21 protein-coding genes are annotated in these 25,407 nt (G+C 73.5%); 14 read left to right on the forward strand and 7 right to left on the reverse strand.

Translation table 11 applies throughout. The features are described from left to right. The coding region (locus ACFYOV_RS25860) for a peptidoglycan recognition protein (protein ID WP_389091193.1) at positions 1–810 on the forward strand (810 nt) is incomplete at its 5' end. Between the two features lie 130 nt (positions 811–940). Continuing rightward, positions 941–2,023: a sugar phosphate nucleotidyltransferase gene (locus tag ACFYOV_RS25865; RefSeq protein ID WP_389091195.1), complete on the forward strand. Its 1,083-nt coding sequence runs from the start codon at positions 941–943 to the stop codon at positions 2,021–2,023. Between the two features lie 161 nt (positions 2,024–2,184). Here ACFYOV_RS25865 and ACFYOV_RS25870 read toward each other — a convergent pair whose 3' ends face one another. The 4 genes from ACFYOV_RS25870 to ACFYOV_RS25885 form a co-directional block, all read right to left on the reverse strand. Further along, positions 2,185–3,186 carry a DNA-3-methyladenine glycosylase family protein gene (locus tag ACFYOV_RS25870; RefSeq protein WP_389091197.1) on the reverse strand — a complete coding sequence of 334 codons (1,002 nt, stop codon included), beginning with the start codon at positions 3,184–3,186 and terminating at the stop codon, positions 2,185–2,187. Positions 3,187–3,248: 62 nt separating this feature from the next. Continuing rightward, entirely contained in the window at positions 3,249–4,565 is a 1,317-nt protein-coding gene (locus ACFYOV_RS25875) for a coenzyme F420-0:L-glutamate ligase (RefSeq protein WP_389091199.1), read from the reverse strand. Further along, positions 4,562–5,521, reverse strand: a complete 960-nt coding sequence (cofD, locus tag ACFYOV_RS25880) for a 2-phospho-L-lactate transferase (protein WP_389091201.1) — start codon at positions 5,519–5,521, stop codon at positions 4,562–4,564. Before cofD ends, ACFYOV_RS25875 begins: the two co-directional genes overlap by 4 nt. 33 nt (positions 5,522–5,554) lie before the next feature. Further along, positions 5,555–6,082, reverse strand: a complete 528-nt coding sequence (locus ACFYOV_RS25885; protein WP_389091204.1) for a cysteine dioxygenase — start codon at positions 6,080–6,082, stop codon at positions 5,555–5,557. 723 nt (positions 6,083–6,805) lie between these two features. Between ACFYOV_RS25885 and ACFYOV_RS25890 the strand changes: the two genes are divergently transcribed. From ACFYOV_RS25890 to ACFYOV_RS25900, 3 genes are all read left to right on the forward strand, one after another. After that, positions 6,806–7,069, forward strand: a complete 264-nt coding sequence (locus ACFYOV_RS25890) for a WhiB family transcriptional regulator (protein ID WP_003975777.1) — start codon at positions 6,806–6,808, stop codon at positions 7,067–7,069. Between the two features lie 265 nt (positions 7,070–7,334). After that, positions 7,335–11,036, forward strand: a complete 3,702-nt coding sequence (locus tag ACFYOV_RS25895; RefSeq protein ID WP_389091206.1) for a glycosyltransferase — start codon at positions 7,335–7,337, stop codon at positions 11,034–11,036. Next, positions 11,033–12,520, forward strand: coding sequence for a DUF5719 family protein (locus ACFYOV_RS25900; RefSeq protein ID WP_389091208.1), 1,488 nt, complete (start codon positions 11,033–11,035; stop codon positions 12,518–12,520). Before ACFYOV_RS25895 ends, ACFYOV_RS25900 begins: the two co-directional genes overlap by 4 nt. 162 nt (positions 12,521–12,682) lie before the next feature. On the opposite strand, the gene ACFYOV_RS25905 is transcribed toward ACFYOV_RS25900, so the two are convergent. Further along, positions 12,683–13,132, reverse strand: coding sequence for a metallopeptidase family protein (locus ACFYOV_RS25905; protein ID WP_389091209.1), 450 nt, complete (start codon positions 13,130–13,132; stop codon positions 12,683–12,685). Positions 13,133–13,411: 279 nt separating this feature from the next. Here ACFYOV_RS25905 and ACFYOV_RS25910 point away from each other — a divergent pair, with 279 nt between their 5' ends. The 6 genes from ACFYOV_RS25910 to ACFYOV_RS25935 all read left to right on the forward strand — a co-directional run bounded on the left by ACFYOV_RS25910 (position 13,412) and on the right by ACFYOV_RS25935 (position 19,311). Next, on the forward strand, positions 13,412–13,834 hold the full coding sequence (locus tag ACFYOV_RS25910) for a DUF3499 domain-containing protein (protein WP_389091261.1): 423 nt from the start codon (positions 13,412–13,414) through the stop codon (positions 13,832–13,834). Between the two features lie 195 nt (positions 13,835–14,029). After that, a complete protein-coding gene (locus ACFYOV_RS25915; RefSeq protein ID WP_389091210.1) occupies positions 14,030–15,394 on the forward strand; it encodes a phosphomannomutase/phosphoglucomutase in 1,365 nt (454 codons plus the stop codon). A 133-nt stretch (positions 15,395–15,527) separates the two neighbouring features. Beyond that, entirely contained in the window at positions 15,528–15,698 is a 171-nt protein-coding gene (locus ACFYOV_RS25920; RefSeq protein WP_389091213.1) for a Trm112 family protein, read from the forward strand. Positions 15,699–15,811: 113 nt separating this feature from the next. Beyond that, a complete protein-coding gene (locus ACFYOV_RS25925; protein ID WP_389091214.1) occupies positions 15,812–16,939 on the forward strand; it encodes an SIS domain-containing protein in 1,128 nt (375 codons plus the stop codon). Positions 16,940–17,033: 94 nt separating this feature from the next. Then, a complete protein-coding gene (manA, locus tag ACFYOV_RS25930) occupies positions 17,034–18,185 on the forward strand; it encodes a mannose-6-phosphate isomerase, class I (RefSeq protein ID WP_389091217.1) in 1,152 nt (383 codons plus the stop codon). A 145-nt stretch (positions 18,186–18,330) separates the two neighbouring features. Beyond that, complete coding sequence (locus tag ACFYOV_RS25935; protein ID WP_389091219.1) at positions 18,331–19,311, forward strand: cation diffusion facilitator family transporter; 981 nt, start codon at positions 18,331–18,333, stop codon at positions 19,309–19,311. Positions 19,312–19,406: 95 nt separating this feature from the next. On the opposite strand, the gene lepB is transcribed toward ACFYOV_RS25935, so the two are convergent. After that, positions 19,407–20,081: a signal peptidase I gene (gene lepB / locus ACFYOV_RS25940; protein ID WP_389091221.1), complete on the reverse strand. Its 675-nt coding sequence runs from the start codon at positions 20,079–20,081 to the stop codon at positions 19,407–19,409. Between the two features lie 345 nt (positions 20,082–20,426). Between lepB and ahcY the strand changes: the two genes are divergently transcribed. Then, positions 20,427–21,884 carry an adenosylhomocysteinase gene (ahcY, locus tag ACFYOV_RS25945; RefSeq protein ID WP_389091223.1) on the forward strand — a complete coding sequence of 486 codons (1,458 nt, stop codon included), beginning with the start codon at positions 20,427–20,429 and terminating at the stop codon, positions 21,882–21,884. A 141-nt stretch (positions 21,885–22,025) separates the two neighbouring features. Then, the gene (locus ACFYOV_RS25950) at positions 22,026–22,640 is read left to right on the forward strand and encodes a hypothetical protein (RefSeq protein WP_389091226.1); all 615 of its coding nucleotides are present in this window, start codon (positions 22,026–22,028) and stop codon (positions 22,638–22,640) included. 93 nt (positions 22,641–22,733) lie between these two features. On the opposite strand, the gene ACFYOV_RS25955 is transcribed toward ACFYOV_RS25950, so the two are convergent. Beyond that, on the reverse strand, positions 22,734–23,834 hold the full coding sequence (locus ACFYOV_RS25955) for an RDD family protein (RefSeq protein WP_389091227.1): 1,101 nt from the start codon (positions 23,832–23,834) through the stop codon (positions 22,734–22,736). Positions 23,835–23,995: 161 nt separating this feature from the next. Here ACFYOV_RS25955 and ACFYOV_RS25960 point away from each other — a divergent pair, with 161 nt between their 5' ends. Beyond that, positions 23,996–25,003, forward strand: a complete 1,008-nt coding sequence (locus ACFYOV_RS25960; RefSeq protein ID WP_389091229.1) for a stage II sporulation protein M — start codon at positions 23,996–23,998, stop codon at positions 25,001–25,003. Positions 25,004–25,407 lie beyond the last annotated feature (404 nt).

Below are 25,407 nucleotides of genomic sequence, written 5' to 3' on the forward strand. Positions count from 1 at the left end.
CACGCTTCCGCCCCCCAGGCCTCCGCCGCGCGGGCCGGGGCCGCGCCCGCACTGCCCTCCGGCCTGCGGGTCGAACTCGTCGACCCCGGCAAGGACGCGCCCGCGGCCGGAGCCGACGAGATGCAGGCGCCGCCCCGGGCACGGACGCAGCGGGAATCGCCCGCCCCGCGCGGCGCCGGGGCCGACGGGCAGCAGGCGAAGCCGTACATCGGCCCGCGTCCGAGCATCGTCACCCGACGCGGCTGGGGTGCGGACGAGAGCCTGCGGGAGAAGAGGTTCGTGTACACGAAGAAGGTCAAGGCGGCCTTCGTGCACCACACCGCCACCGGCAACGGCTACACGTGCTCGCAGGCGCCGTCGCTCATCCGCGGTATCTACCGCTACCACGTACGGAGCATGGGCTGGCGGGACATCGGCTACAACTTCCTCGTCGACAAGTGCGGCCGCATCTACGAGGGCCGCGCCGGGGGAGTGGCGAAGCCCGTCCTCGGCGCCCACACCCTCGGGTTCAACAGCAACAGCACGGGCATCGCGGTCCTCGGCTCGTACGGGTCCAAGAAGCCGTCGTCGTCGGCCGTGAAGGCCATCGCCCGGCTCACCGCGTGGAAGCTCGGTCTGCACGGCATGAATCCGCGCGGCAAGACATACCTGAAGTCCGCCGGTGGCAACCTCTACCGAAAAGGCAAGAAGGTGCGACTGAACGTGATCTCCGGTCACCGGGACGGGTTCAACACCGCGTGCCCAGGGGGGAAGCTCTACTCCGAACTCGGCACCGCCCGTGCCGCGGCGGCCCGTTACCAGGGGCGCTGACGCCCGGCGCGGGCCGACGGGGACCTTCCTGCCGGAGACACGGCCGTCGAGAGTGCTGTGGAACGGTCTGCATACACTGGCCGGCCGAAACGACAGTGCGGCCGGTCCCGGCAGGAAGCAGAGACGACAGGTGACAGAAGCGATCCTCCTGGTCGGCGGAAAGGGCACACGGCTGCGCCCGCTCACGGTGCACACACCCAAGCCCATGGTCCGGGCGGCCGGAGTGCCCTTCCTGACGCACCAGCTGGCGAGAGCGAGAGCGGCGGGCGTCGAGCACATCGTGCTGGCCACGTCCTATCTGGCCGAGGTCTTCGAACCGTACTTCGGGGACGGTTCGTCGCTGGGACTGCACATCGAGTACGTCACGGAGGAGGAACCGCTCGGCACGGGCGGCGCGATCCGCAACGTGGCGTCGCGGCTGCACTCGGGGCCGGACGACCCGGTGCTGGTCTTCAACGGGGACATCCTGACGGGGCTGGACATCCGGGCGCTGGTGCGCACGCACGAGACGACGGGTGCGGACGTCTCGCTGCACCTGACGAAGGTGACCGACCCGAGGGCGTACGGGCTGGTGCCGACGGACGGGACGGGGCGGGTGCTGGCGTTCCTGGAGAAACCGCAGACGCCGGAGGAGATCGTCACCGACCAGATCAACGCGGGGGCATACGTCTTCCGGCGCTCGCTGATCGACACGATCCCGGCGGGGCGGCCGGTGTCGGTGGAGCGGGAGACGTTCCCGGACCTGCTGTCGGCCGGGGCGCACCTCCAGGGGATGGTCGACTCCACGTACTGGCTGGACCTGGGCACGCCGGCGGCGTTCGTACGGGGTTCGGCGGACCTGGTGCTGGGCCGCGCCCCTTCCCCCGCGGTCCCCGGGCGCTGCGGGGACCGGCTGGTCCTGCCGACGGCGACGGTCGCGCCCGACGCGAAGCTGGCAGGCGGGACGGTGGTGGGCGAGGGCGCGTTCGTGGCGGAGGGCGCACGCGTCTTCGGCAGCACGATCCTGCCGGGGGCGGTCATCGAACCCGGAGCGGTCGTCACGGACTCCCTGATCGGCACACGCGCGCGGGTCGGCGAACGATCGGTCCTCACCGGCACGGTCATCGGTGACGGGGCGGTGGTGGGGGCGCGCAACGAACTCCGCGAGGGGGTCCGGGTCTGGTGCGACGTGCGGATACCGGCGGGGGCGGTGCGGTTCTCGTCGGACGAGTGAGCGGATGCCGGATGCGGTGAGGTGCCGCACGGGGCGGCACCCCGGCAGTGGCCGGGCCGCGCGACCACCGGCAGCCGGGACCGACCGGGAGACACGTCGGCGCCGGGTCGCGGACCGACGCCGCGTCACCCCCCCCCACGATCAGCGGGACCGACCCCGGCTCACAGCCGCCCGATGTCCCCGTACGGCATCCGCGGAGCCCTCCGCTCCGGCACCCTCCCGCTCAGCAGGATCAACCGCGCCGCCCGATGCCGCTGACCCGCGTACGGCTCCAGCAGCGACAGCATCACGGAGTCGTCCGCGTCCCGGTCGCCCGCGAGCGCCCACCCCACGATCCCCGGCAGATGCAGATCCCCCACGGTCACCGCGTCCGGCGCGCCGTGACTGCGCTGCACCGTCTCCGCCGACGTCCACGGCCCGATCCCCGGCACCCGTTCCAGCCGCGCCTGTGCCTCGGCCGGCGGCATCCCCACCGCCTCCTCCAGCCGCGCGGCGACCCGCACCGCCCGCAGGATCGTCGACGCCCGCTTGTCGTCGACCCCGGCCCGGTGCCACTCCCAGGACGGGATCAGCGCCCAGGTCCGGGGCGGCGGCATCACCGACATCCGGTCGGGACAGGGTCCCGGTGCCGGCTCGCCGTACCTGCGCACCAGCAGCCGCCACGCCCGGTACGCCTCCCCCGTGGTGACCTTCTGCTCCAGGATCGACGGGATCAACGACTCCAGCACCAGCCCCGTCCGCGTCAGCCGCAGCCCCGGCCGCCGGTGCTGCGTGAGGGCCAGCAGCTTGTGGCGGGGGACGAATTCCGCCGGATCGTCCGCCGCACCGCACATCTCCGGCAGCCGCTCCAGGAGCCAGTCCGCCCCCGGCCCCCACGCCTGCCCGCGTACCTCCCCGCCGCTCGTCGTCACCCGCAGCGTCCCGGGTCCGGCGGGCGTCAGGCTGGCCCGCCACACGGAACCGTCCGGTGTCGTACGGAACGTGGGGTCACCGGGGCCGCGCCGCAGTGGTCCGCACACCAGGCCGAGGTCCAGGGGGCCGTCCGGCACCCAGGTGCGCACCCGGCCCGGTCCCGCGGCCTGCCTCGGGACGCCCGGGGGCACGACGACATGGCCGCCGCGCACGGTGGTGCGCGTCGGCCGGGGAGAGAAACGTCCTGCCACGAGAGATCCCGGGGGTGGTCGTGGAGCGGGCCCCTATGAGGGTAGGCGTCCGCAGCCGCGGCTCAGCGCACCCGGACGAAAGTGCTCGCGTCCCGCTCGGGGCGGGGCCGAGGTTCCTCCGCCGGGTGGCCCACCGCCACCGCGCCCATCGGGTCCCAGTCCGCGGGCAGGTCCAGCACCTCGCGCACCACGTCCCGGCAGAACATCGTCGACGACACCCACGCCGAGCCGAGCCGCTCCCCGGCCAGCGCGACCAGGAAGTTCTGCACGCCCGCGCCCGCCGCCACGACGAACATCTCCCGCTCCGCCCCGTCCCGCCGCGCGTCCCCGTAGGTGTGCGAGCCGTCCATCACCAGGCACGGCACCACCAGGTACGGGGCGTTGCGCAGCACGTCGCCGCGGCGGATCCGCCGGGCCACGGACTCCTCCGTCTTTCCGTCCCGCCGCAGATCGGCGATCCAGGCGTCGCGCATGGCGTCCAGGAGACGGGTGCGGGACCGCTCCGACTCCAGGAGGACGAAGCGCCAGGGGGTGGTGTGGTGGGGCGCCGGTGCCGTCACGGCGGCGGCCACCGCGCGGCGCACCGCCCCCGGGTCGACCGGCTCGTCCGTGAAGGACCGGACCGTGCGGCGCTGGGTCACCGCCTGGCGGACCGCCTCCGAGGTGCCGAGGCGGAACATGTCGTCACGGGCGCCACGGACCATCACCCGCGCGCCCTGTGTGTCGTCGTCGGTCACCGTGTGCGCCAGCCCACGGACCACGGCCACGGGCAGTCCCGCGGCCTTGCCCTTGACCAGGTCGCCGGCGGCGGCCAGTTCGTCGGCGGTGGCGACGACCGTGGCGCTGAGCGGATTGCCGTACGCGTCCGTGCCGCCGCGCAGGTCGTCCAGCACGCGTACGCCCGCGGCGCCGATCGCCACGTCGGTGAGCCCCGCGCGCCAGGGACGCCCGAAGGTGTCGGTGAGGATCACGCCGACGGTGACGCCCAGCAGGTCGCGCAGGCCCCGGCGAATCGCCCGCGCGGACGCGTCCGGGTCCTCGGGCAGCAGCAGCACCGTGCCGGACGGCGTGTTGGACGCGTCGACCCCGGCCGCGGCCATGACCAGCCCCTGCCGGTTCTCCACGATGCGCAGGGCACCGCGCCGGGCCACCACCCGCACCGTCTCCGCGTCGATGGCCGCCTCCCGGTCGGACGCCTCGACGATCCGGCCCTCCGCCTTGGAGACGATCTTCGAGGTGACGAGGAGCACGTCGCCGTCGGCCAGTCCCGGCTCGGCGGCGGCGATGAGCTTGGCCAGGTCGTCGCCCGGCCGGACCTCGGGCAGCCCCGCGACGGGCCACACCCGGTAGCCGTCGGACGGCGTGTGCGAGCCGGTCAAACCGCCCGCACCTCCTCGGCGAGCGTCAGCGCCTCCCGTGCCATCCGCGCGGCCGCCTCCACGTCCGTCATCATCAGCGGCACGGCCCGGCAGCGGATCCCGGCCGCCTCGACGCGCTCGACCTGGGCGGCGTCGACGGTGTCGACCAACCAGCCGTCCAGCAGGCCCGAGCCGTAGTGCTCGGCGACCGCCGCGGCCGTGGACTCCACGCCCACCGCCGCGAGCACCTTGTCGGCCATGCCCCGCACGGGCGCGTCCCCGACGATCGGCGACAGGCCGATCACCGGCACGCCCGCGTCGGCGATCGCCTCCCGGATGCCGGGGACGGCGAGGATCGTGCCCACGGAGACCACCGGGTTGGACGGCGGGAAGAGGATCACGTCGGACCCGGCGATCGCCTCCAGCACGCCCGGTGCCGGCTTCGCCTGCTCCGCGCCGACCGGCACGACCGCCTCGGCGGGCACCGAGGCCCGCAGCCGCACCCAGTACTCCTGGAAGTGGATCGCCTTCCGCTCGCCGTCGAGCTCCACCGCGACGTGGGTCTCGACCCGGTCGTCGGTCATGGGGACCAACCGCACGCCCGGCTTCCAGCGGTCGCACAGCGCCTCGGTCACCGCGCTCAGCGGATACCCGGCGCCGAGCATCTGCGTCCGCACGATGTGCGTCGCGAAGTCCCGGTCGCCCAGCCCGAACCACTCCGGGCCGACGCCGTAGGCCGCGAGCTCCTCCTTGAGGTGGAAGGTCTCGTCGGCCCTCCCCCAGCCCTGCTCCTCGTTGATGCCGCCGCCGAGGGTGTACATCACCGTGTCGAGGTCCGGGCAGACCTTCAGCCCGAAGAGGTGGATGTCGTCCCCGGTGTTGCCGATGACCGTGACGTCCGCGTCCGGCACGGCCCGCTTCAGACCGCGCAGGAAACGGGCACCGCCGATGCCGCCTGCCAGAACCACAATGCGCATGGAGGCAGTCTTGCAGGCCGCGACGACGATGTGTCACGCGGTGACGGAGCGGGCCTCCGTCGGGGCCTCGCAGTGCGGGGCCACCGTGGCGGTGTGCGCGCCGGGGTGCATCGGCATCTCGGTGAGACCCGGGTAGTAGACGTGCAGGCTGACCGCGGGCTCCAGCGCGTCGTTGACGACCTCGTGCACATAGCCCGGCGCGAACACCCGCTGGGCGCCCGGCGTCAGCGCGCGCGAGCCGCGCCCGGTGCGTTCGGTCAGGGTGCCGTCGAGCACGGTCAGCACACCGGAGGAGCGGCCGTGGTCGTGCGGTCCGCTGCCCTGGCCGGGCACCCAGGACAGCAGCCACACCTCGTAGCCGGGGCCGGTGCGCAGCCGGTGGTACCAGCGGGTCGTGGCGTCGTAGCGCACCAGGTGCTCCCACTGGGAGCGGTCGGCGGCGATGGAGCGGGCCAGGCCGGCGAACTCGGCGACGGTGGCCGGGTGCTCGCGCGGAGCCTGGAGCAGGTGCGGGACTTCGAGGATGTCACCGGCGATCTGGAGGTCGCTGTCGCTGTTCATGGAGGCGGCGGGTCCTTGGCGGGGAAGCGGGGGCTTGGGGTGGGACGCGTGCGCGCGGGGCCCGGGTCGCGGGCGGCGGCGAGGGATGCCCCGGTGGGAGCGGAGGAATCAGCGGCCGGGTCGTGGGTGACCCGGTGACGGCCGGAGCGAGGGGGGAGGGCTCAACAGCCGGAACAGCGACAGCTACAGCGTGCGCGGGCAGCACCGAGGGACCCGGCGGTGCGGGTCGAGGTGAGTGCCAAGTTCGCGAGCATGCCCACAAGGACACCGGTTCACACCTTCACTGTCAACTCGACGCCCGGTATGTGGGACATGGTTCACCTCATCCGGTTCATCTCCCAGGTGAAAGGTTTGCTCAGCGGGATCCGGGGACACAAGGTGCGGCACAACCGGGCGCACGAGCGCCGTTGCGATCCTGTGATCCGACTGTGATCCGGTTCGCTCCGGCGCGGGTGTCGGAACGAGATCGAACGCCTGGGCGTCCTCACCCGTAGAGGTTCTACGAGGACCGGACACCCTCGCGGACCCCTTCGGCGTGTCAAGGTTTATGGCGATTTGAACACTTTCCGCTTGGCCTTGGTTCCGCAGAGTGAATAAGGGGCCCAATAGCAGATCTCGGCTTGACTCGCCCGGAGCAGCACACTTGTAATTTCACTCGTGTCGTTCAGCCGGAATCGGTAACGGCTACATCACGGGGACGCGAAAGACGGACGAGGGGCGCACATGACCGAGCTGGTGCAGCAACTGCTGGTCGACGACGCGGACGAGGAACTCGGCTGGCAGGAGCGCGCGCTGTGCGCCCAGACCGACCCCGAGTCCTTCTTCCCCGAGAAGGGCGGTTCCACCCGGGAGGCCAAGAAGGTCTGCCTCGCCTGTGAGGTCCGCTCCGAGTGCCTCGAATACGCCCTGGCCAACGACGAACGCTTCGGCATCTGGGGCGGTTTGTCCGAGCGTGAGCGCCGCCGGCTGAAGAAGGCCGCCGTCTGAGGACGACGACGGGTACGAAGCAGGGCCACAGTCTGTAGAACGGCGCCGACCGCCCAACGGCACGTCATCCCCGTAAGTCACATCAGCACAAACGTCGGTCACATCAGTACAAACGTCGCGTAAGGCCCGTCGCCGGTGGGTTGTCCACAGGCGGCGGGCCGCCGTGTTGCCCAGCCGATAGTGTGGTCGCCCGACCGAGACCCCCGCTGCCCCCACCGGGCACGGGCGTCCACCCTCAGACCACCGAACCGGGGCCCGTACCTCGATGTCCGTGCACAGCCACACGGCAGCCCACCAAGACGCCGCTGCCACCGCAGTCTTCGACCCGGCCCCCGCGTCGGCGCCCGATGCGGCCCGTCCGCCCGAGTTCCCGCGCCACGTGGTGACCGCGGTCCTCGTGTCGCACGACGGCGCCCGGTGGCTGCCCGACGCGCTCGCCGGGCTGCTCGGCCAGGAGCGCCCCGTCCAGTACGCGATGGGCGCCGACACCGGCAGCGCGGACACCTCCGCCCGGCTGGTCGGCGATGCGCTCGGGGACGACCGCGTGCTGCACCTCGCCCGGCGTACCGGCTTCGGCCAGGCCGTGGAGGAGTGCGTCCGCACCGCCCCCGTCCTCACCCCCGAGGAACTGCCCTACCTGAAGCGGCCGAGCGGCTGGGACCCGGCCACCCGCACCTGGCGCGACGACGCCTACGATCTGCCCGAACTTCCGTACGGGGAGCCGGTGCAGTGGCTGTGGCTGCTGCACGACGACTGCGCCCCCGCACCCGACGCCCTCGCCCAGCTGCTGCGCGTCGTGGACAACGAGTACGAGCTCGGCCGCGACGACGTGGCCGTCGTCGGCCCCAAGCTCCGCGGCTGGTACGACCGCAGGCAGCTGCTCGAGGTCGGCGTCTCCATCGCCCACTCCGGCCGCCGCTGGACCGGCCTCGACCGCCGCGAACAGGACCAGGGACAGCACGACCACGTGCGGCCCGTGCTGTCCGTGTCCACCGCCGGCATGCTGGTCCGGCGCGACGTCTTCGACCGGCTCGGCGGATTCGACCGCCACCTGCCCCTCATGCGCGACGACGTCGACCTGTGCTGGCGCGCCCATGCCGCCGGGTACCGGGTCCTCGTCGCCCCCGACGCGATCGTCCGGCACGCCGAGGCCGCCTCCCGCGAACGCCGCACCGTCGACTGCGTGGGCCGCACCTCCGCCTCCCCGCACAAGGTCGACAAGGCGGGCGCCGCCTACACCCTGCTCGTCAACACCCGTACGGCCGCGCTGCCCTGGGTGCTGCTGCGCCTCGTCCTCGGCACGCTGCTGCGCACCCTCGCCTATCTCGTCGGCAAGGTCCCCGGACAGGCCCTCGACGAGATCCGCGGTCTCCTGGGCACCCTGCTGCGCCCCGAGCGGATCCTCGCCGGCCGGCGCCGCCGCGGCAGCCCGCGGATCGACAAGGACGAACTGCGGTCGCTGTTCCCGCCGCCCGGCGCCACCGTCCGGGTCACCGTGGAACAGGCCGCGAGCAGCCTCGTCGGCCGCTCCGACCCCGAGGTCACCTCCGGCGCGGGACGGCACGGCGGCGCCATCGAGTCCGGACCCGGCGGCGACGACGCCGACTTCCTCGAGGTCGAGCAGTTCGCCCGCCTCAAGCGCATCGCCCGCAAGCCGGGCCCCGTGCTCTTCCTGGTCCTCCTGCTGGTCTCGCTCGCCGCCTGCCGGCAACTCCTCGGCGGCGGCGCGCTCGCCGGCGGCGCCCTGCTGCCCGCACCGGCCGACTCCGGGGACCTCTGGTCCCGCTACACCGACGCCTGGCACGCCGTCGGCGCCGGCGGCACCGGATCCGCGCCGCCGTACCTGGCGATCGTGGCCGCGCTCGCGTCGCTGCTGCTCGGCTCGACCGGGCTCGCCGTCACCCTCCTGCTCGTCGGCTCCGTCCCCCTGGCCGGCTGCGCCGCGTACTTCGCCTCCCGCCCGCTGGTCGCCTCCCGGCTGCTGCGCGCGTGGGCGGCCAGCGCCTACGCCTTCCTGCCCGCGGCCACCGGCGCCCTCGCCGGCGGCCGCATCGGCACCGCCGTCCTCGCCGTGCTGCTGCCGCTCCTCGCCCGCGCGGGCGTCGCCGCGAGCGGCCTCGCCAACCCCGACGGCGTGCGCGGAAGTTGGCGGGCCACCTGGGCGTACGCGCTGCTGCTCACCATCGCCACCGCGTTCACCCCGATCGTGTGGCCCGTCGCCCTGCTCCTCGGCCTGGGCGTCCTCGCCGTGCGCAGGGCCGACCTCCCGGCTTACGCGCTGCGCTTCCTGGCCCAGCTGGGCACCCCGATGGTGGTCCTGGCCCCCTGGTCGCTGTCGCTGCTGCCCTTCGGCTTCTTCCGTGAGGCCGGCCTGGAGCACGGCCCCTCCGCCGCGTCCGCCCTCGACCTGCTCGGCGCGAGCCCGGGCGGCCCCGGCACCTTCGACGGCCTGATGCTCGTCGGCCTGGTGCTCGCCGCCCTCGCCGCGCTGCTCCGCTCCGAGCGCCGGCCAGCCATCCTCACCGCCTGGGCGGCCGCCCTGACCGGCCTCGTGTTCGCGGTGCTGTCCAACAACTCCACCTGGGCCGGCCCCGCCACCCTCGTCTACGGCATCGCCCTCCTCGCCGCGGCCGTGCTCGGCGCCGACGGGGCGCGCTCGCGCGTCGCCGAGCAGAGCTTCGGCTGGCGCCAGCCGGTCGCCGCGCTGATCGCCCTCGCCTGTGCCGTCGGCCCGCTGCTCCTCGCCGCCGGCTGGATGATCCGCGGTGCCGACGGCCCCCTGGAGCGGCGCGACCCCGTCCAGGTCCCCGCGTTCGTCGCCGAGGAGAGCGCCACCCGCGACCAGGCCCGCACCCTCGTCCTCGACAGCGATTCCGCCGCCCACGTCGGCTACATGCTGGTCCGCGGCTCCGGTGCCCGCATGGGCGACGCCGAGATCGCCGCGGTGGACGGCGGGAACGCCCGGCTCGACAAGGTCGTCGCCAACCTGGTCGCCGGCTCCGGCGCCGACCAGGCCACCCAGCTCGGCGGATTCGCCGTGCGCTACGTCCTGGTCCACCCAGGAGCCCCGCGCGAGGTCACCCGCGTCCTGGACGCCACGCCCGGCCTGACCCGGCTCAGCCAGCAGGCGGGCGGCGCGCTGTGGCGGGTCGACCAGCAGGTCGCCCGCGCGAGCATCGTCCCCGCTCAGGGCACCGAGGCCGAGCCGCGGCCGGTCGCGGCCGGCCCGGTCGAGATCCACACCAGGATCCCGGGCGGCCCCGACGGACGGATCCTGCGCCTCGCCGACACCGCCGCCGAGGGCTGGACCGCCACCCTCGACGGCAAGCCGCTCACCCGCACCACGGTCGACGGCTGGGCCCAGGGCTTCCAACTCCCCGCCTCCGGCGGCACGCTGGACGTCACCTACGCGGACCCGTTCACCCGCACCGCCTGGCTGTGGGCCCAGGGCCTGCTCGCCGTCGTCCTCGTCGTCCTGGCCCTGCCCGGCCGGCGCCGCGACGTCGACGACGACCTGCCCGAGGACCCGGTCGCCCCCGCCGAGCCCGTCGCCGGCGAGGGCCGCCGCGCCCGCCGCCTGCGCGCCCAGGCCGAGGCGGATACCACCCCCGAGGAGCCGTCGGCGGAGCAGCAGCAGCCGGCGGCGACCGGTCCCTCGCAGCAGCCGGCGGCGACCGTTCCCCCGCAGCAGCCCGCGACCGTTCCACCGCAGCCCGCCTACGACGAGTGGACCGCGGGCCACGGCGGCGAGCAACAGCAGTACGCGACGGACGAGTACGGCCGCCCCTATCAGACGGCCCCGTACCAGTACGACCAGTACCCGTCCTACGACCCGTACGCGTACGGGGGCACGCCCCAGCAGCCCTCGTACGACCCGGCCTACGGGCAGGGCTACTACGACCCCGAGCAGCAGCCGCACCACCCCCACGGCACGGGCAGTGAGCGTCCCGACGGGAGCCAGCAGTGAACCGCACCACCCTGTCCCTGATCGCCGCCACGACCGCGCTCGCCGCGGTCACCGGCTTCGCCGCGCTGTCCTCCCCGGACCCCACGCCCGAGGACGACACCGCCAGGACGGCGGCGCACCTCCCCGTGGAACGCACGAGCCTGCTCTGCCCGGCCCCCAGCACCTCGGACCTCGCGGAGACCACGTACACGTCCTTCACGCCCGTCACCGAGGGCGCGGAGAGCGCGGGCACGGCGGAACTGCGGGCCGCGCGGGAGCAGGTGGACGACGAGAAGGACGCCGGGAAGCCCGCCGAACCGGTACTGGAACCCGGCGCCCCCGGCAAGCCGGTCACCGGGGACACCTCCGGCGGCGAGGCACCCGCGCTCATCGGCACCGCGGAGGGCCGCGTCGCCCCCGGCTGGACCGTGCAGCAGACCACCGAGGTCGCCGCCGGCACCGGCCGGGGACTTCAGGGCGTCACCTGCACCGCACCGGACACGGAGTTCTGGTTCCCGGGCGCCAGCACGGCGCCCGGCCGGACCGACTACGTCCACCTGACCAACCCCGACGATTCCGCCGCCGTGGCCGACATCGAGCTGTACGGCGAGGACGGCACCCTGAAGACGGTCGTGGCGGAGGGCGTCACCGTCCAGCCGCACTCCAGCGAGCCGGTCCTGCTGTCCACGCTCACCGACGCCGAGGAGACCGACGTGACGGTGCACGTCGTGGTCCGCAGCGGCCGGGTCGGCGCGGCTCTGCAGGCCCTGGACGACAAGCTCGGCGGCGACTGGCTCGCCGCGTCCACGGACCCCGCGGGCCGCCTGGTGCTGCCGGGCATCCCGAAGGACGCCACCGCCGTACGTCTGGTCGCCTTCACCCCCGGCAACACCGACGCCGACCTCAAGGTGCGCCTCGCCTCCCCCTCCGGCCTGATCACCCCGGCCGGCCACGAGACGGTTCACGTCAAGGGCGGCATGACGACCGCCGTCGACCTGGCCGACGTCACGCGCGGCGAGGCCGGCTCGCTGATCCTCACACCGACCGACCGCTCCGTCCCGGTCGTGGCGGCGGTACGCGTGCTGCGCGGCAAGGGCACCGACCAGGAGTCCGCCTTCATCCCGGCCGCCCGCCCGGTCGGCACCCGCGCGACGTCCGCCCACAACACCGCCAAGGTCACGACCCTCTCGGTCACGGCCCCCGAGTCCGCCGCGACGATCAAGGTCACCGCATCAGCGGGCACCGGGGGAGGCACGGCGGTGTCGAAGACGTTCACCATCAAGGCGGGGACCACTCAGGACATAGCGGCCCCGCTGCCGACCGGCCTGAAGGGCACCTACGCCCTGACCGTCGAGCCACGGTCCGGCGGCCCGGTCTACGCCTCCCGCACCCTCACGGCACCCGGGAACGACGTCCCGTCCTTCACGGTCCAGCCCCTGCCCGACGACCGGGGCCTGGTGGCCGTACCGGAGGCGGAACAGGACCTGTCGATCCTCCAGAGGTAGCCGCGCACGGCGCACGCGGCGGGGGCGTCCGCCTCCGGCGGCCAGGGCATCGACACCCGGGCATCGACACCCGGCCTCCCGGGTGACCGCTTCCGTGCCGGGCCGAGGACGGACGCCCCCGCCGCGGCCCCTCGCGCGTCGCCGAGCCCGGCGGCGCGCCGCTCAGTCCTCCCCGTACCGCGGATCGACGGTCTCCGGTGTCAGCCCCAGCAGCTCGGCGACCTGCTCCACGACGACCTCGTGCACCAGCGCCGCCCGCTCGTCCCGCCCCTTCGTACGGATCTCCACCGGCCGCCGGTAGATCACCACCCGCGCGGGACGGCCCTCCCGGGCCGCCACCGTCCCGCCCAGCGGCACCGCCTCGTCGCTCCACCCCAGTGCCGCGCCGTCCAGCCGCGGCACCTCCAGCACGAGGAAATCGATGTCGGCCAGCTGCGGCCACCGCCGCTCCAGGCGTTCCACGGAGTCCTGCACCAGGTCGGCGAACGCCTCCGCACGGCTCGCGGCGAGCGGCACCTGCGGCGGCGCGATCGGGCCGCGCATGCCCCGGCCGTGGCGATCACGGCGGCGGGGCCCGGGGCCGGCGGCACGGGGCGTCACGGGGTTGTCCATCACCGTGAAGGGTAGTCGCCACCGCGCCCGCGTGCCCGACCCCACACGGCATCGGGCCACCCCATACGACATGTCGTCACCTGACCATTCCAGCCAAGGTTGGGCTCGATTCCGCATCCCTCCGGGACCGGCGATCTCGAGGCAAATGGCGGTGTTTGTTCCGACTCCTGACCGGATGCCGAGCTGTCCGGTATCCCGGACGCCCCCGTCCCAGCAGGTCAGCGACGCGGGTCGGGACGGGTGTGTGCGCGGTTTCACATCACGACACGGTGGAGTGACCTGAGGGAGAGTCGTCGCGGCCCGCTCAAGAGTGCGGTACCGTCCAACATCGTGAGCCCTGTACGTCGCTGTTCGCGCACCGCTTGCGGCCGACCCGCCGTCGCGACGCTGACGTACGTCTACGCCGACTCGACCGCGGTCCTCGGCCCCCTCGCCACCTACGCCGAACCCCACTGCTACGACCTGTGCGCCGAGCACTCCGAGCGTCTCACCGCCCCGCGCGGCTGGGAGGTCGTACGGCTCCTCGACGGCTCGGCACCGGCGCAGCCCAGCGGGGACGACCTGGAAGCGCTCGCCAACGCCGTGCGCGAGGCGGCCCGCCCCCAGGAGCGGGCGGCCGGAGCCGGCGGGACTCGTGCCGCGGACCCCATGGAGGTCGCCCGACGCGGCCACCTGCGGGTCCTGCGTTCGCCCGACAACTGAGCGCCGAAGCGTTTCCCCAGGGCGCCCCGGCCGCCCGCGGGCCCGGCACGGCGCCCCGCCGCGGGAGCCGCCGGCGCCCCGCACCACCGCCCCCGCACCCGGCCCACCGGCCCGGAGAACTCCTACGCCCGGCGCCCACTCTCCCGCACTCCCGGTAGTTTGTGCTGACCGTCAGGACTTTCGGAAGGGTTGGCCGTGGCTGCTGATCTGTCGCAGATCGTGAAGGCGTACGACGTGCGCGGAGTCGTCCCCGACCAGTGGGACGAGCCCCTGGCCGAACTCTTCGGCGCCGCCTTCGCCCGCGTCACCGGCGCGCGGGCCGTCGTCACCGGCCACGACATGCGCCCCTCGTCCCCCGGCCTGTCCGGCGCCTTCGCGCGCGGTGCGACGGCCCAGGGCGTCGACGTGACCGAGATCGGCCTGTGCTCCACGGACCAGCTCTACTACGCCTCGGGCGCCCTGGACCTGCCGGGTGCCATGTTCACCGCCTCGCACAACCCCGCCCGGTACAACGGCATCAAGCTGTGCCGCGCGGGCGCCGCCCCCGTGGGCCAGGACACCGGCCTGGCGGAGATCCGCGCCCTCGTCGAGCAGTGGAGCGCGTCGGGCGCCCCCGAGCCGGCCGCCGCCCCGGGGGCGATCACCCGGCGCGACACCCTGGAGGACTACGCGGCGCACCTGCGCTCGCTGGTCGACCTGACGTCCGTCCGCCCGCTCAAGGTCGTCGTCGACGCGGGCAACGGCATGGGCGGGCACACGGTCCCCACGGTCTTCGCCGGCCTCCCGCTGACCCTCGTCCCGATGTACTTCGAACTCGACGGCACCTTCCCCAACCACGAGGCCAACCCCCTCGACCCGGCCAACCTCGTCGACCTCCAGAAGCGTGTCCGGGAGGAGGGCGCCGACCTCGGCCTCGCCTTCGACGGCGACGCGGACCGCTGCTTCGTCGTGGACGAGCGGGGCGAGCCGGTGTCACCGTCGGCGATCACCGCCCTGGTGGCCACGCGCGAGCTGGCCCGCAACGGCGGCACGGGCACGGTCATCCACAACCTGATCACCTCGTGGTCGGTGCCGGAGGCCGTCAGGGAGAGCGGCGGCACACCGGTGCGCACGCGCGTGGGCCACTCCTTCATCAAGGCCGAGATGGCCACGACGGGTGCGATCTTCGGCGGCGAGCACTCGGCCCACTACTACTTCCGCGACTTCTGGAACGCCGACACCGGCATGCTGGCCGCGCTGCACGTGCTCGCCGCCCTCGGCGGCCAGCAGGGCGCGCTGTCCGACCTGGTCGACCGGTACGACCGCTACGCCGGCTCCGGCGAGATCAACTCCACGGTCGACGACCAGGCCGCCCGCCTCGCCGCCGTCCGGGCCGCGTACGAGGGCCGCGAGGGCATCACCCTGGACGAACTGGACGGCCTCACCGTCACCTCCGCCGACTGGTGGTTCAACGTCCGCCCCTCCAACACCGAGCCGCTGCTGCGCCTGAACGCCGAGGCCCGCGACGCGGCCACGATGACCAGGATCCGCGACGAGGCCCTGGCCATCATCCGGGCATGAACCCGGCCGGGCGGCCCTCACCGCACTCGGCCCGCGGGCAGGCCCGCCCCACCCCGTCCGCCCCTCCGCCGGAGGCCACCGGCGGTAATCTGACCAGGCACGTCCTCATACGCCCCGCCCGAAGGGAACCCCCATGCCGCTCGAAGCCGGCCTCCTGGAGATCCTCGCCTGCCCGGCCTGCCACTCCCCCCTCGAGGAGGAGGGCGACGAACTGCTCTGCACCGGCCAGGACTGCGGCCTGGCCTACCCGGTCCGGGACGGCATCCCCGTACTCCTCGTCGACGAGGCCCGCCGCCCCGCGTAACCGACGATCCGGCGTCCCGGCGCAGGGCAGACCCGGAGCCCGGGCACCCGGGCCCCAGAGCCCGCGCAGCGACGCCCGCGTACCGACGCCCCGCCTACCGGAGGCCGCCCTTCATGCTCGACGAATCGCTGCTCGACTCACCGGAGGGCCTCGCCGAGGCCGACCACCGCGGCCTGCTCCGCGGCGCCGCCGAAGCCGGCGCCCGCGTCCGCACCGCCGCACGGCACGCCGCCGAGGCCGGGGTCAACGACCTCAAACCCGACGGCCGCCCCCGCGCCGTCCTCATCGCCGGCCCCGGCGCCGCCGCCACCCACGCCGCGGACCTCCTCGGCACGCTCGCCGGCGCCGGCAGCCCCGTCACCCGGCTCGCCCCCACCGGCGTCGCCCCCGCCGCGGGCGCCCTGCGCTGGGAGCTGCCCGGCTGGGCCGGCTCCGTCGACCTGCTGCTGATCGCCACCCCGGACGGCACCGAGCCCGGTCTGTCCCTGCTCGGCGAACAGGCCTACCGCCGCGGCTGCACCGTCGTCGCCGTCGCCCCCGCGCGCACCCCGCTCGCCGAGTCGGTCGGTGGCTCGCACGGCCTGTTCGTCCCCATGGCCACCGCCCCGTACGACCAGGACGAACCCCTCGCCGCCTCCGCCCCGGGAGTCCTGTGGGCGCTGCTCACCCCGCTGCTCGCGCTCCTGGACCGCACCGGTCTGCTCGCCGCACCGCCGGACGCCCTGGAGAAGGTCGCCGACCGCCTCGACGCCATGGCGGAGCGCTGCGGCCCCGCCATCGCCACCTACAGCAACCCCGCCAAGACCCTGGCCGCCGAACTCGCCGACGCGCTGCCCGTCGTGTGGACCGAGGGCGTCTCGGCAGGCCCCGCGGGCCGCCGTTTCGCCGCCGCGCTCGCCGAGCTGTCCGGCACCCCCGCCGTCGTCGCCGAGCTGCCCGAGGCACTCGCCGCGCACAGCGCCCTGCTCGCCGGCCCGCTCGCCGCCAGCGCCGACCCGGACGACTTCTTCCGCGACCGCGTGGAGGAGCCGCCCGCGCTGCACGCACGCGTGGTGCTGCTGCGCGACCGCCCGATCGGCGGGCTCAGCGCCGCCCCGGCCGCTCGCGACCTTGCCCTCAGCCACGACACGCCGATCAGTGAGCTGGAGCCCGAGGCGGGCGGCGAACTGGAGACCCTCGCCGAACTGATCGCCGTCACGGATTTCGCCGCCGTTTACCTGGCGCTCGCTTCCGGAGCCTGATCATGCCCAGGACGACCGGACCGACCTGATCCCCGCGTGCGCCCGGGAACGTCGCGTGCGCCCGAGAACCGGCAGAAGGAACGCAGAGATCCCCATGGACCGCCTCGACAACACCGTCCGCCCCTACGCCTGGGGTTCCACCACCGCCATCCCCCGGCTGCTCGGCGTCGAGCCGACCGGCGAGCCACAGGCGGAGATGTGGATGGGCGCCCACCCCGGCGCACCCTCGCGCACCGGCCGGGGCACCCTCGTCGAGGTCATCGACGCCGACCCGGAAGGGGAACTCGGCGCGCCCTGCGTCGCGAAGTTCGGCCCCCGTCTGCCCTTCCTCCTCAAGCTGCTCGCCGCCGGCGCCCCGCTGTCCCTCCAGGTGCACCCCGACCTCGCACAGGCCCGGCGGGGCCACGAGGACGAGGAGCGGCGCGGCGTCCCCGTCACCGCCCCGCACCGCAACTACAAGGACGCCAACCACAAGCCCGAACTGATCTGCGCCCTCACCGAGTTCGACGGCCTGTGCGGCTTCCGCGACCCGCTGCGCGCCGCGGAACTCCTCGACGGCCTCGGCATCGCCTCGCTCAAGCCGTACGTAGACCTCCTGCACGCCCACCCCGAGGAAGCGGCCCTGCGCGAGGTCCTCACCGCCGTCCTCACCGCCGACCCGGAGGAGATGGCCCGCACGGTCACCGAGACGGCCGCGGCCTGCGACCGCCTCGCCGGCCCCTACGCCCCGTACGCCGGCATCGCCCACCACTACCCGGGCGACCCCGGCGTCATCGCCGCCATGCTCCTCAACCACGTGCGGCTCCAGCCCGGCGAGGCCCTGTTCCTCGGCGCCGGCGTGCCGCACGCCTACCTGAGCGGCCTCGGCGTCGAGATCATGGCCAACTCCGACAACGTCCTGCGCTGCGGCCTGACCCCCAAGCACGTCGACGTCCCCGAGCTCCTGCGCATCGTCCGCTTCGAGGCCGGCGACCCCGGCGTGCTGCGCCCGGAGGCCGCACCGGACGGCGAGGAGGTCTACGAGACCCCGATCGACGAGTTCCGCCTCTCCCGCCACGTCCTCCCGCCGGGAGGCGCCGTCCACGACCTCACCCTGCCCACCCCCCAGATCCTGCTCTGCACGGCCGGCTCCGTACGGGCGGGCGAACACGAACTGTCCCCAGGGGCGTCCGTCTTCGTCCCCGCAGGTGACAAGGCCGAAGTCTCGGGTACCGGAACGCTGTTCCGGGCCACGGTCGTCGCCTGACCGCCGCACGACGGCGACCTGACGCGCCGTCGCCGGGAAGGGCTGCAACAATGGCCCACCGTCAAAGGACGGGCAAAATCCCGGGCGCGCGGGCAACCACGCGCCCGGGCCCGAAAAACGGCGTACGAAGGGACAACGCGAACACATGAGCGCGTCAGGCGGCACCAAGGCGATCGTGGCGGCACTCGCCGCCAACCTCGCGATCGCGGTAGCGAAGTTCGTGGCGTTCCTCTTCAGCGGCTCGTCGTCGATGCTCGCCGAGTCGGTGCACTCGGTCGCCGACTCCGGCAACCAGGCCCTGCTGCTGGTGGGCGGCAAGAAGGCCCAGCGCGAGGCGACCCCGCAGCACCCGTTCGGCTACGGCCGCGAGCGCTACATCTACGCCTTCCTCGTCTCCATCGTGCTCTTCTCGGTCGGCGGCATGTTCGCCCTGTACGAGGGCTACGAGAAGATCAAGCACCCGCACGACATCGAGCACTGGTACTGGCCGGTCGGCGTGCTCGTCTTCGCGATCATCGCCGAGACCTTCTCCTTCCGCACCGCCATCAAGGAGTCCAACGTCCTGCGCGGCAAGCGCTCCTGGAAGGAGTTCGTCCGCCACGCCAAGGCACCCGAGCTGCCGGTCGTCCTGCTGGAGGACCTCGGCGCCCTGGTCGGCCTGATCCTCGCCCTCGGCGGCGTCGGACTCGCCCTGCTCACCGGCGACAGCGTCTGGGACGGCATCGGCACCCTCTGCATCGGCGTCCTGCTCATCCTGATCGCGCTCGTCCTCGCCGCCGAGACCAAGTCGCTGCTGCTCGGTGAGGCCGCGGGCGTGGAGGAGACCCGGAAGATCGAGGCCGCCGTCGTCGACGGCGCCACCGTCACCCGCATCATCCACATGCGCACGCTGCACCTCGGCCCCGAGGAACTGCTGGTCGCCGCGAAGATCGCCGTGCAGCACCACAACACGGCCGCGGAGATCGCCGCCGCCATCGACGCCGCCGAGGCCCGCATCCGCGAGGCCGTCCCGATCGCCCGCGTGATCTACCTCGAGCCCGACGTCTACAGCGAGGCCGAGGCCGCCAAGGGCGCCGATCCGGAGGCCACTCCGGGCGGCCCGGCGCCGCACGACACCGCGCACTGAGACCTCCCGACCCGGACTCCCCGGGTCGGTGACGGAGGGGCCCGCCGCATCGCCCGGCGAGCCCCTCCGCCATACCGGGGCGGCGGACCCGCGCCTCAGAAGTGCGATGGCCACAACTGCGTGCCGAACTCCGCAGGCCGGCGCCGCGCGGCCCGCCCCGCGAGCACACCGATCAGGCCGGCGATCGCCAGCAACAGCCCGAGCAGCGCACCCCCCGCGAGCAGCAGCACACCCAGGCGGTCCTCCGTGACCCGGCCCCGCACCGCTTCCACGGGCACCGTGCCCCCGTGGTCGTCGGCGAAGAAGCGGGAGTCCCGCGCGTTGAGCCGGTGATCGCCGAGCAGGAACAGCCGCCCCTCGGGCACCCGGACGTCGTACCGCGGCGGCAGGGAACCGTTCGCGTCCCCGTCCTTCACGTACGGCTCCACCCCTGTCCGGCCGTTCACCGTGAGCCGCCGCGCGGACCCCTCGCCCGCGCAGCACACGATCCGGTCACCGCCCACCCCGATGACGCGGTGCACGACGAGCACGCCCCCCGGATAGCGGTCGGGCGCCGAGAACAGCACCACATCACCGCGCCGCACCTCGCCCCCGTCCACGCGCTCGTAGACGATGTCGTCACCGGGCCGGTACGTCGGCACCATGCTCTCGCTCCGCACGTCGGCCATCCCGTAGTTCAGCCGCAGCCCCGCGAGCGACGCCACCACCGACACCAGTCCCGCCGTGAGCATCACCCACCCCGCGACCAGCAGTCCCCGGCCCTGGCGCATGCCCGATCCCCTCCCCGCACGGCCCCTCCGCGCGGGGAGAGGCTAGCGGCTCGCACCAGGACCGCCACCGGGGGCCGGGGGCGGGGCGCCCGCCGGATCGACCTGATGTGTTCGCGGACGGACTGGGGGTCGCCGGGGCGAGCGGTGTAGCTTGGGACGGAGCCAGACGTCGCTGCTGATGGCGGTCGGGCGGTCCACACGGGGCCGACCGAGGGAGAGAGGGCCTCCGACGGACTGCGCTGCGCGTACGCGGGCATGCCTGTGTCCTCTTCTGGGCACCCCTGTGTCCGCCGCCGCGCAGAACAGCCGTACCCACCTCGCCCCAACCCCGAGGAGCAGCTCGCAATGACGACTGTCGACAACCGACAGGACTTCAAGGTCGCCGACCTCTCCCTGGCCGAGTTCGGCCGCAAGGAGATCACCCTCGCCGAGCACGAGATGCCGGGCCTGATGGCGATCCGCAAGGAGTACGCCGAGGCCCAGCCCCTGGCCGGCGCCCGTGTCACCGGCTCCCTGCACATGACCGTGCAGACCGCCGTGCTCATCGAGACCCTGGTCGCGCTGGGCGCGCAGGTCCGCTGGGCCTCCTGCAACATCTTCTCCACCCAGGACCACGCCGCGGCGGCCATCGCCGTCGGCCCGGACGGCACGCCCGACGACCCGCGGGGCGTCCCGGTCTTCGCCTGGAAGGGCGAGACCCTGGAGGAGTACTGGTGGTGCACCGAGCAGGCGCTGACCTGGCCGGACAGCCCCACCGGCGGCCCGAACATGATCCTGGACGACGGCGGTGACGCCACCCTCCTCGTCCACAAGGGCGTCGAGTACGAGAAGGACGGCAAGGTCCCCTCGCCCGACACCGCCGAGTCCGACGAGCACCGCGTCATCCTCGAACTGCTGACCCGCACCCTGGCCGAGAACCCCCAGAAGTGGACCCAGCTGTCCTCGGAGATCCGTGGTGTCACCGAGGAGACCACGACCGGCGTCCACCGCCTGTACGAGATGCAGCGCGACGGCACCCTCCTGTTCCCGGCGATCAACGTGAACGACGCCGTCACCAAGTCGAAGTTCGACAACAAGTACGGCTGCCGCCACTCCCTGGTCGACGGCATCAACCGCGCCACCGACACCCTGATCGGCGGCAAGACCGCGGTCGTGTGCGGCTACGGCGACGTGGGCAAGGGCTGCGCGGAGTCCCTGCGCGGACAGGGCGCCCGGGTGATCGTCACCGAGATCGACCCGATCTGCGCGCTGCAGGCGGCGATGGACGGCTACCAGGTCACCACCCTGGACGAGGTCGTCGAGACGGCCGACATCTTCATCACCACGACCGGCAACAAGGACATCATCATGGCCGACGACATGGCCAGGATGAAGCACCAGGCGATCGTCGGGAACATCGGCCACTTCGACAACGAGATCGACATGGCCGGTCTCGCCAGGGTCCCCGGCATCGTCAAGGACGAGATCAAGCCGCAGGTCCACACCTGGACCTTCCCCGACGGCAAGAAGATCATCGTGCTGTCCGAGGGCCGCCTGCTGAACCTGGGCAACGCCACAGGCCACCCGTCGTTCGTGATGTCCAACTCCTTCGCGGACCAGACCCTGGCCCAGATCGAGCTGTTCACCAAGCCCGACGAGTACCCCACGGGCGTGTACGTGCTGCCCAAGCACCTCGACGAGAAGGTCGCCCGGCTCCACCTCGACGCGCTCGGCGTGAAGCTGACCACGCTCCGCCCCGAGCAGGCCGAGTACATCGGCGTCCAGGTCGAGGGCCCGTACAAGTCGGACCACTACCGCTACTGAGCCCACGCTCCCGCCGTGGTGAGCGCGTCGGCGCACCGACGCGCTCACCGGCAGCAGGTCCTCCCGGGCAGGCCCCCCGCACCCCCGTGTCGGGGGGCCTGCCCCTCGGGAGGACCAGGCCCGTCAAGACCCAGGACCCCGATGCCCCGCGGCCGTTATTCGCTCCACGATCCGCACGATCACGCCCCCTTCGCGGAAGAGCACTTCCACTGCGCCCCCGGCCCCTCCGGCTGGCGCTACGTCGCCCAGCGCACCGCCCCCTCGGGCGAACACCTGGGCTCCGTCGACCTCGCCCTCGACGAACTCGGCCGACCCATCCGCCTCGAACTCCACACCGCCGGCTGGCAGGTCCGCGGCGCCGCCCTCGACGGCGTCACCTGGGTCCGATCCGATCCCACCGGGGCCCACGCCTCCGAAGGCAATGCGCGCGCCCACGCCTTCACCGGCTCGTCCCCGGCGTTCCTCGTCGCCACCGCCCGTCTGCTGCGCCTCACCCCCTCCTCGTCCGTCACCCGCGTCCGCCTCGTGGCCCTCACGGATCCGGTCCTCGCCCCGCGCACCGTCGACCAGTCCTGGGCCCTGGTGAAGAGAGAAGCACACGCCACTGACAACGGCCCTCTGACCGTGGACGCCTACCAGGTCACAGCCCTGGACACCGGGGAACAGCACACCGTGCACATCGCCGGGGACGTGGTCCTCGCGGCCCCCGGCATCGAGCTCGAGGACCTGGAGACCCCGCCCTCGGCCTTCGACTGAGGACCCGACCGGAACCGCCGGCAAGCGAGCCCCCGCGAAACGTCCCCCGTGGCGCGGGAACCGGCCGCGCAAGTGCCGGGTGGCCGGTGCCGCCTACGCCGGCGGCACGAACCCGGTCGCGGGCCGCCCGGCCGGGCCACGGCCCCCGTCGTGCGGCGCGCCGTCCTCGTCCTCGCCGGCCGCACCACCCGATGAGCCCCCGCCAGGCCCGGGCCCCGCAGCGTACGCGCCGTACTCGCCGTACCCACCGGACGGCACGGGTGCCGACGACGCCGACGCCGCGGGTGGTGCGGGCGCGGATGGTGCGGAGGGTGCGGGCGCCGACGACGCGGCTCGCGGATCCACCCCGGGAACCGGCGTGCCGCCCGGGTACGCCGACGGGCCGAACCCACTCGCCGCCCCGCCCGCCGATCCCGCGCCGACGGACTCACCCACCGCGCCCGAACCGTTCCCGAAGGCCCGCCGGGCCTCCCGGGCCTGCCGCTCCTGGAGGACCGCCGCCAGATACGCCGCCGGCGGCACGCCCTGCGGCACCGGGACCCCCGTACGGTCCGCGAGATCCCCGGCCAGTCGCTCCGCCATGGCCTGCCCGACCTGCGGGTCCAGCTGCCGCATCCGCGTCAGGTACTGGCGGACGGCCAGCCACAGACCGTCGGGGACCGCCGACAGATCGAGCGCCGAGAACCGCCCGGCCAGCCACGGCGGAGGCGGCGGCACGAAGCCCGAACGGGAAGCCGGAACCCGTTCCCGCACGACCAGGGTCCCGGCGAACACGTCCCCGAGCCGCCGCCCGCGCGCCGAGACCAGCGACGCGATGCAGGCGACGACCCCGAACGTCATCAGGATCTCGATCACACCGATCAGACCGCGCACCAGCGCGTGCCGGAACCGGATCGGCCCACCGTCGTCCCGCACCACCCGAAGCCCGCACGCCAGCTTCCCGAGCGAGCGGCCATGACTGAGCGTCTCCACCGCGATCGGCCCGCCCACCAGCACCAGGACGAATGACGCGATCGACACAGCGGTTCGCGCCGCCTGGTCGAGGGACGCCGTGGACGCCACCAGGGCGACGGTCACCGCGATGTACACCGCCACGGCCGCCGCCAGGTCGAGCAGCACGGCCAGCGCCCTGCTGGGCAGCTTCGCGGGGCGCAACTCCAGCGCCACCGCCTCGCCCGTCACCAGCTCACTCACGCCCGCCACCCTTTCCTGGCCTGCCCCGAACACGGCCAGTCTGCCAAGCTGAGGGAACATCGCACCGCAGTACGACTAGCCGATCAAGCCGATCAGCCGACCGGGCCGGTCCAGTGATCGAGGACGAGCCGCCGACGAACAGCCGAGGAGCAGGCACACCGATGGACCTCGACGTCTTCGTCTCCGCCCACCGCGCGGAGTGGGACCGCCTCGACACCCTGCTCCGGCGCCGGCGCCGTTTCACCGGGGCGGAGGCCGACGAACTGGTCGTCCTCTACCAACGCGCCGCCACGCACCTCTCCCTGATCCAGTCCGCGGCCCCCGATCCCCAGCTCACCGGCCGCCTCAGCCAGCTGGTGGCCCGCGCGCGGAGCGTGGTGACGGGCGCCCGCCGCGCGTCCTGGCGGGACGTGACCCATTTCCTCACCCACAGCTTCCCCGCCGCCGTGTACCGGTCGCGCCACTGGTGGGTGCCCACGGCCCTGCTGTCCACGGTCGTGGCGGCCCTCCTCGGCTGGTGGATCGGCACCCACCCCGAGGTCCAGGCGTCCATCGCGGCCCCCAGCGAACTGCGTGAGCTCACCCGCCCCGGCGGCCAGTACGAGACCTATTACTCGAGCAACCCGGCCGCGTCCTTCGCCGCCCAGGTCTGGACGAACAACGCCTGGGCCGCGGCCCTCTGCCTGATCCTCGGCGTCTTCCTGGGCCTGCCGGTCATCTGGATCCTCTTCCAGAACATGCTGAACCTCGGCGTCGGAATCGGCCTGATGTCCTCGGCCGGCCGCCTGGACACCTTCCTCGGCCTCGTCCTGCCGCACGGCCTGCTGGAACTGACGGCCGTCTTCGTCGCCGCGGGCACGGGCCTGCGACTCGGCTGGACCCTCGTGGACCCCGGCCCGCGCACCCGGCGCAGCGCACTGGCCGAGGAGGGCCGGGCAGCGCTGGCCATGGCGATCGGCCTCGCCGTGGTCCTCTTCGTCTCGGGCGCCATCGAAGGCTTCGTCACGCCGTCCGGCCTGCCCACCTGGGCCCGCATCACCATCGGCGTCGTCGCCGAGCTGGCCTTCCTCGCATACGTCTACGTCCTGGGCGGACGTGCGGCCGGCGCCGGTGAGACGGGTGACCTGGGGGCGGCCGAGCGCAGCGCGACGGTGCCCACGGCCGCCTGATTCGCAGTCGGGTCCGTTCAGCTGCTAGTCTCCTCTTCGCCCCACGGGAGCCGTTGACACGGCGCCTGCGGGGAGGTAGATTCGAACAGTTGCCTGGACATGGGGTCTCACCCAGAACGGCAACAGTGAACATCTACGCGACTTCGTGAAGCGTCGGCCGAAGCGCAGCGCTCGAAGAAGTCCCTCCCGATGAAATCGGAAAACTCAGGCCGGTCAGCCCGGTCCGGAACCTCTGATAAAGTCGGGTCCGCCGGAAAGGGAAACGCGAAAGCGGGAACCTGGAAAGCACCGAGAAAATCGGATCGGAAAGATCTGATAGAGTCGGAAACGCAAGACCGAAGGGAAGCGCCCGGAGGAAAGCCCGAGAGGGTGAGTACGAAGGAAGCGTCCGTTCCTTGAGAACT

Origin of the sequence: Streptomyces sp. NPDC005931 (assembly GCF_042871235.1) — a bacterium.
Classification (GTDB): Bacteria; Actinomycetota; Actinomycetes; order Streptomycetales; family Streptomycetaceae; genus Streptomyces.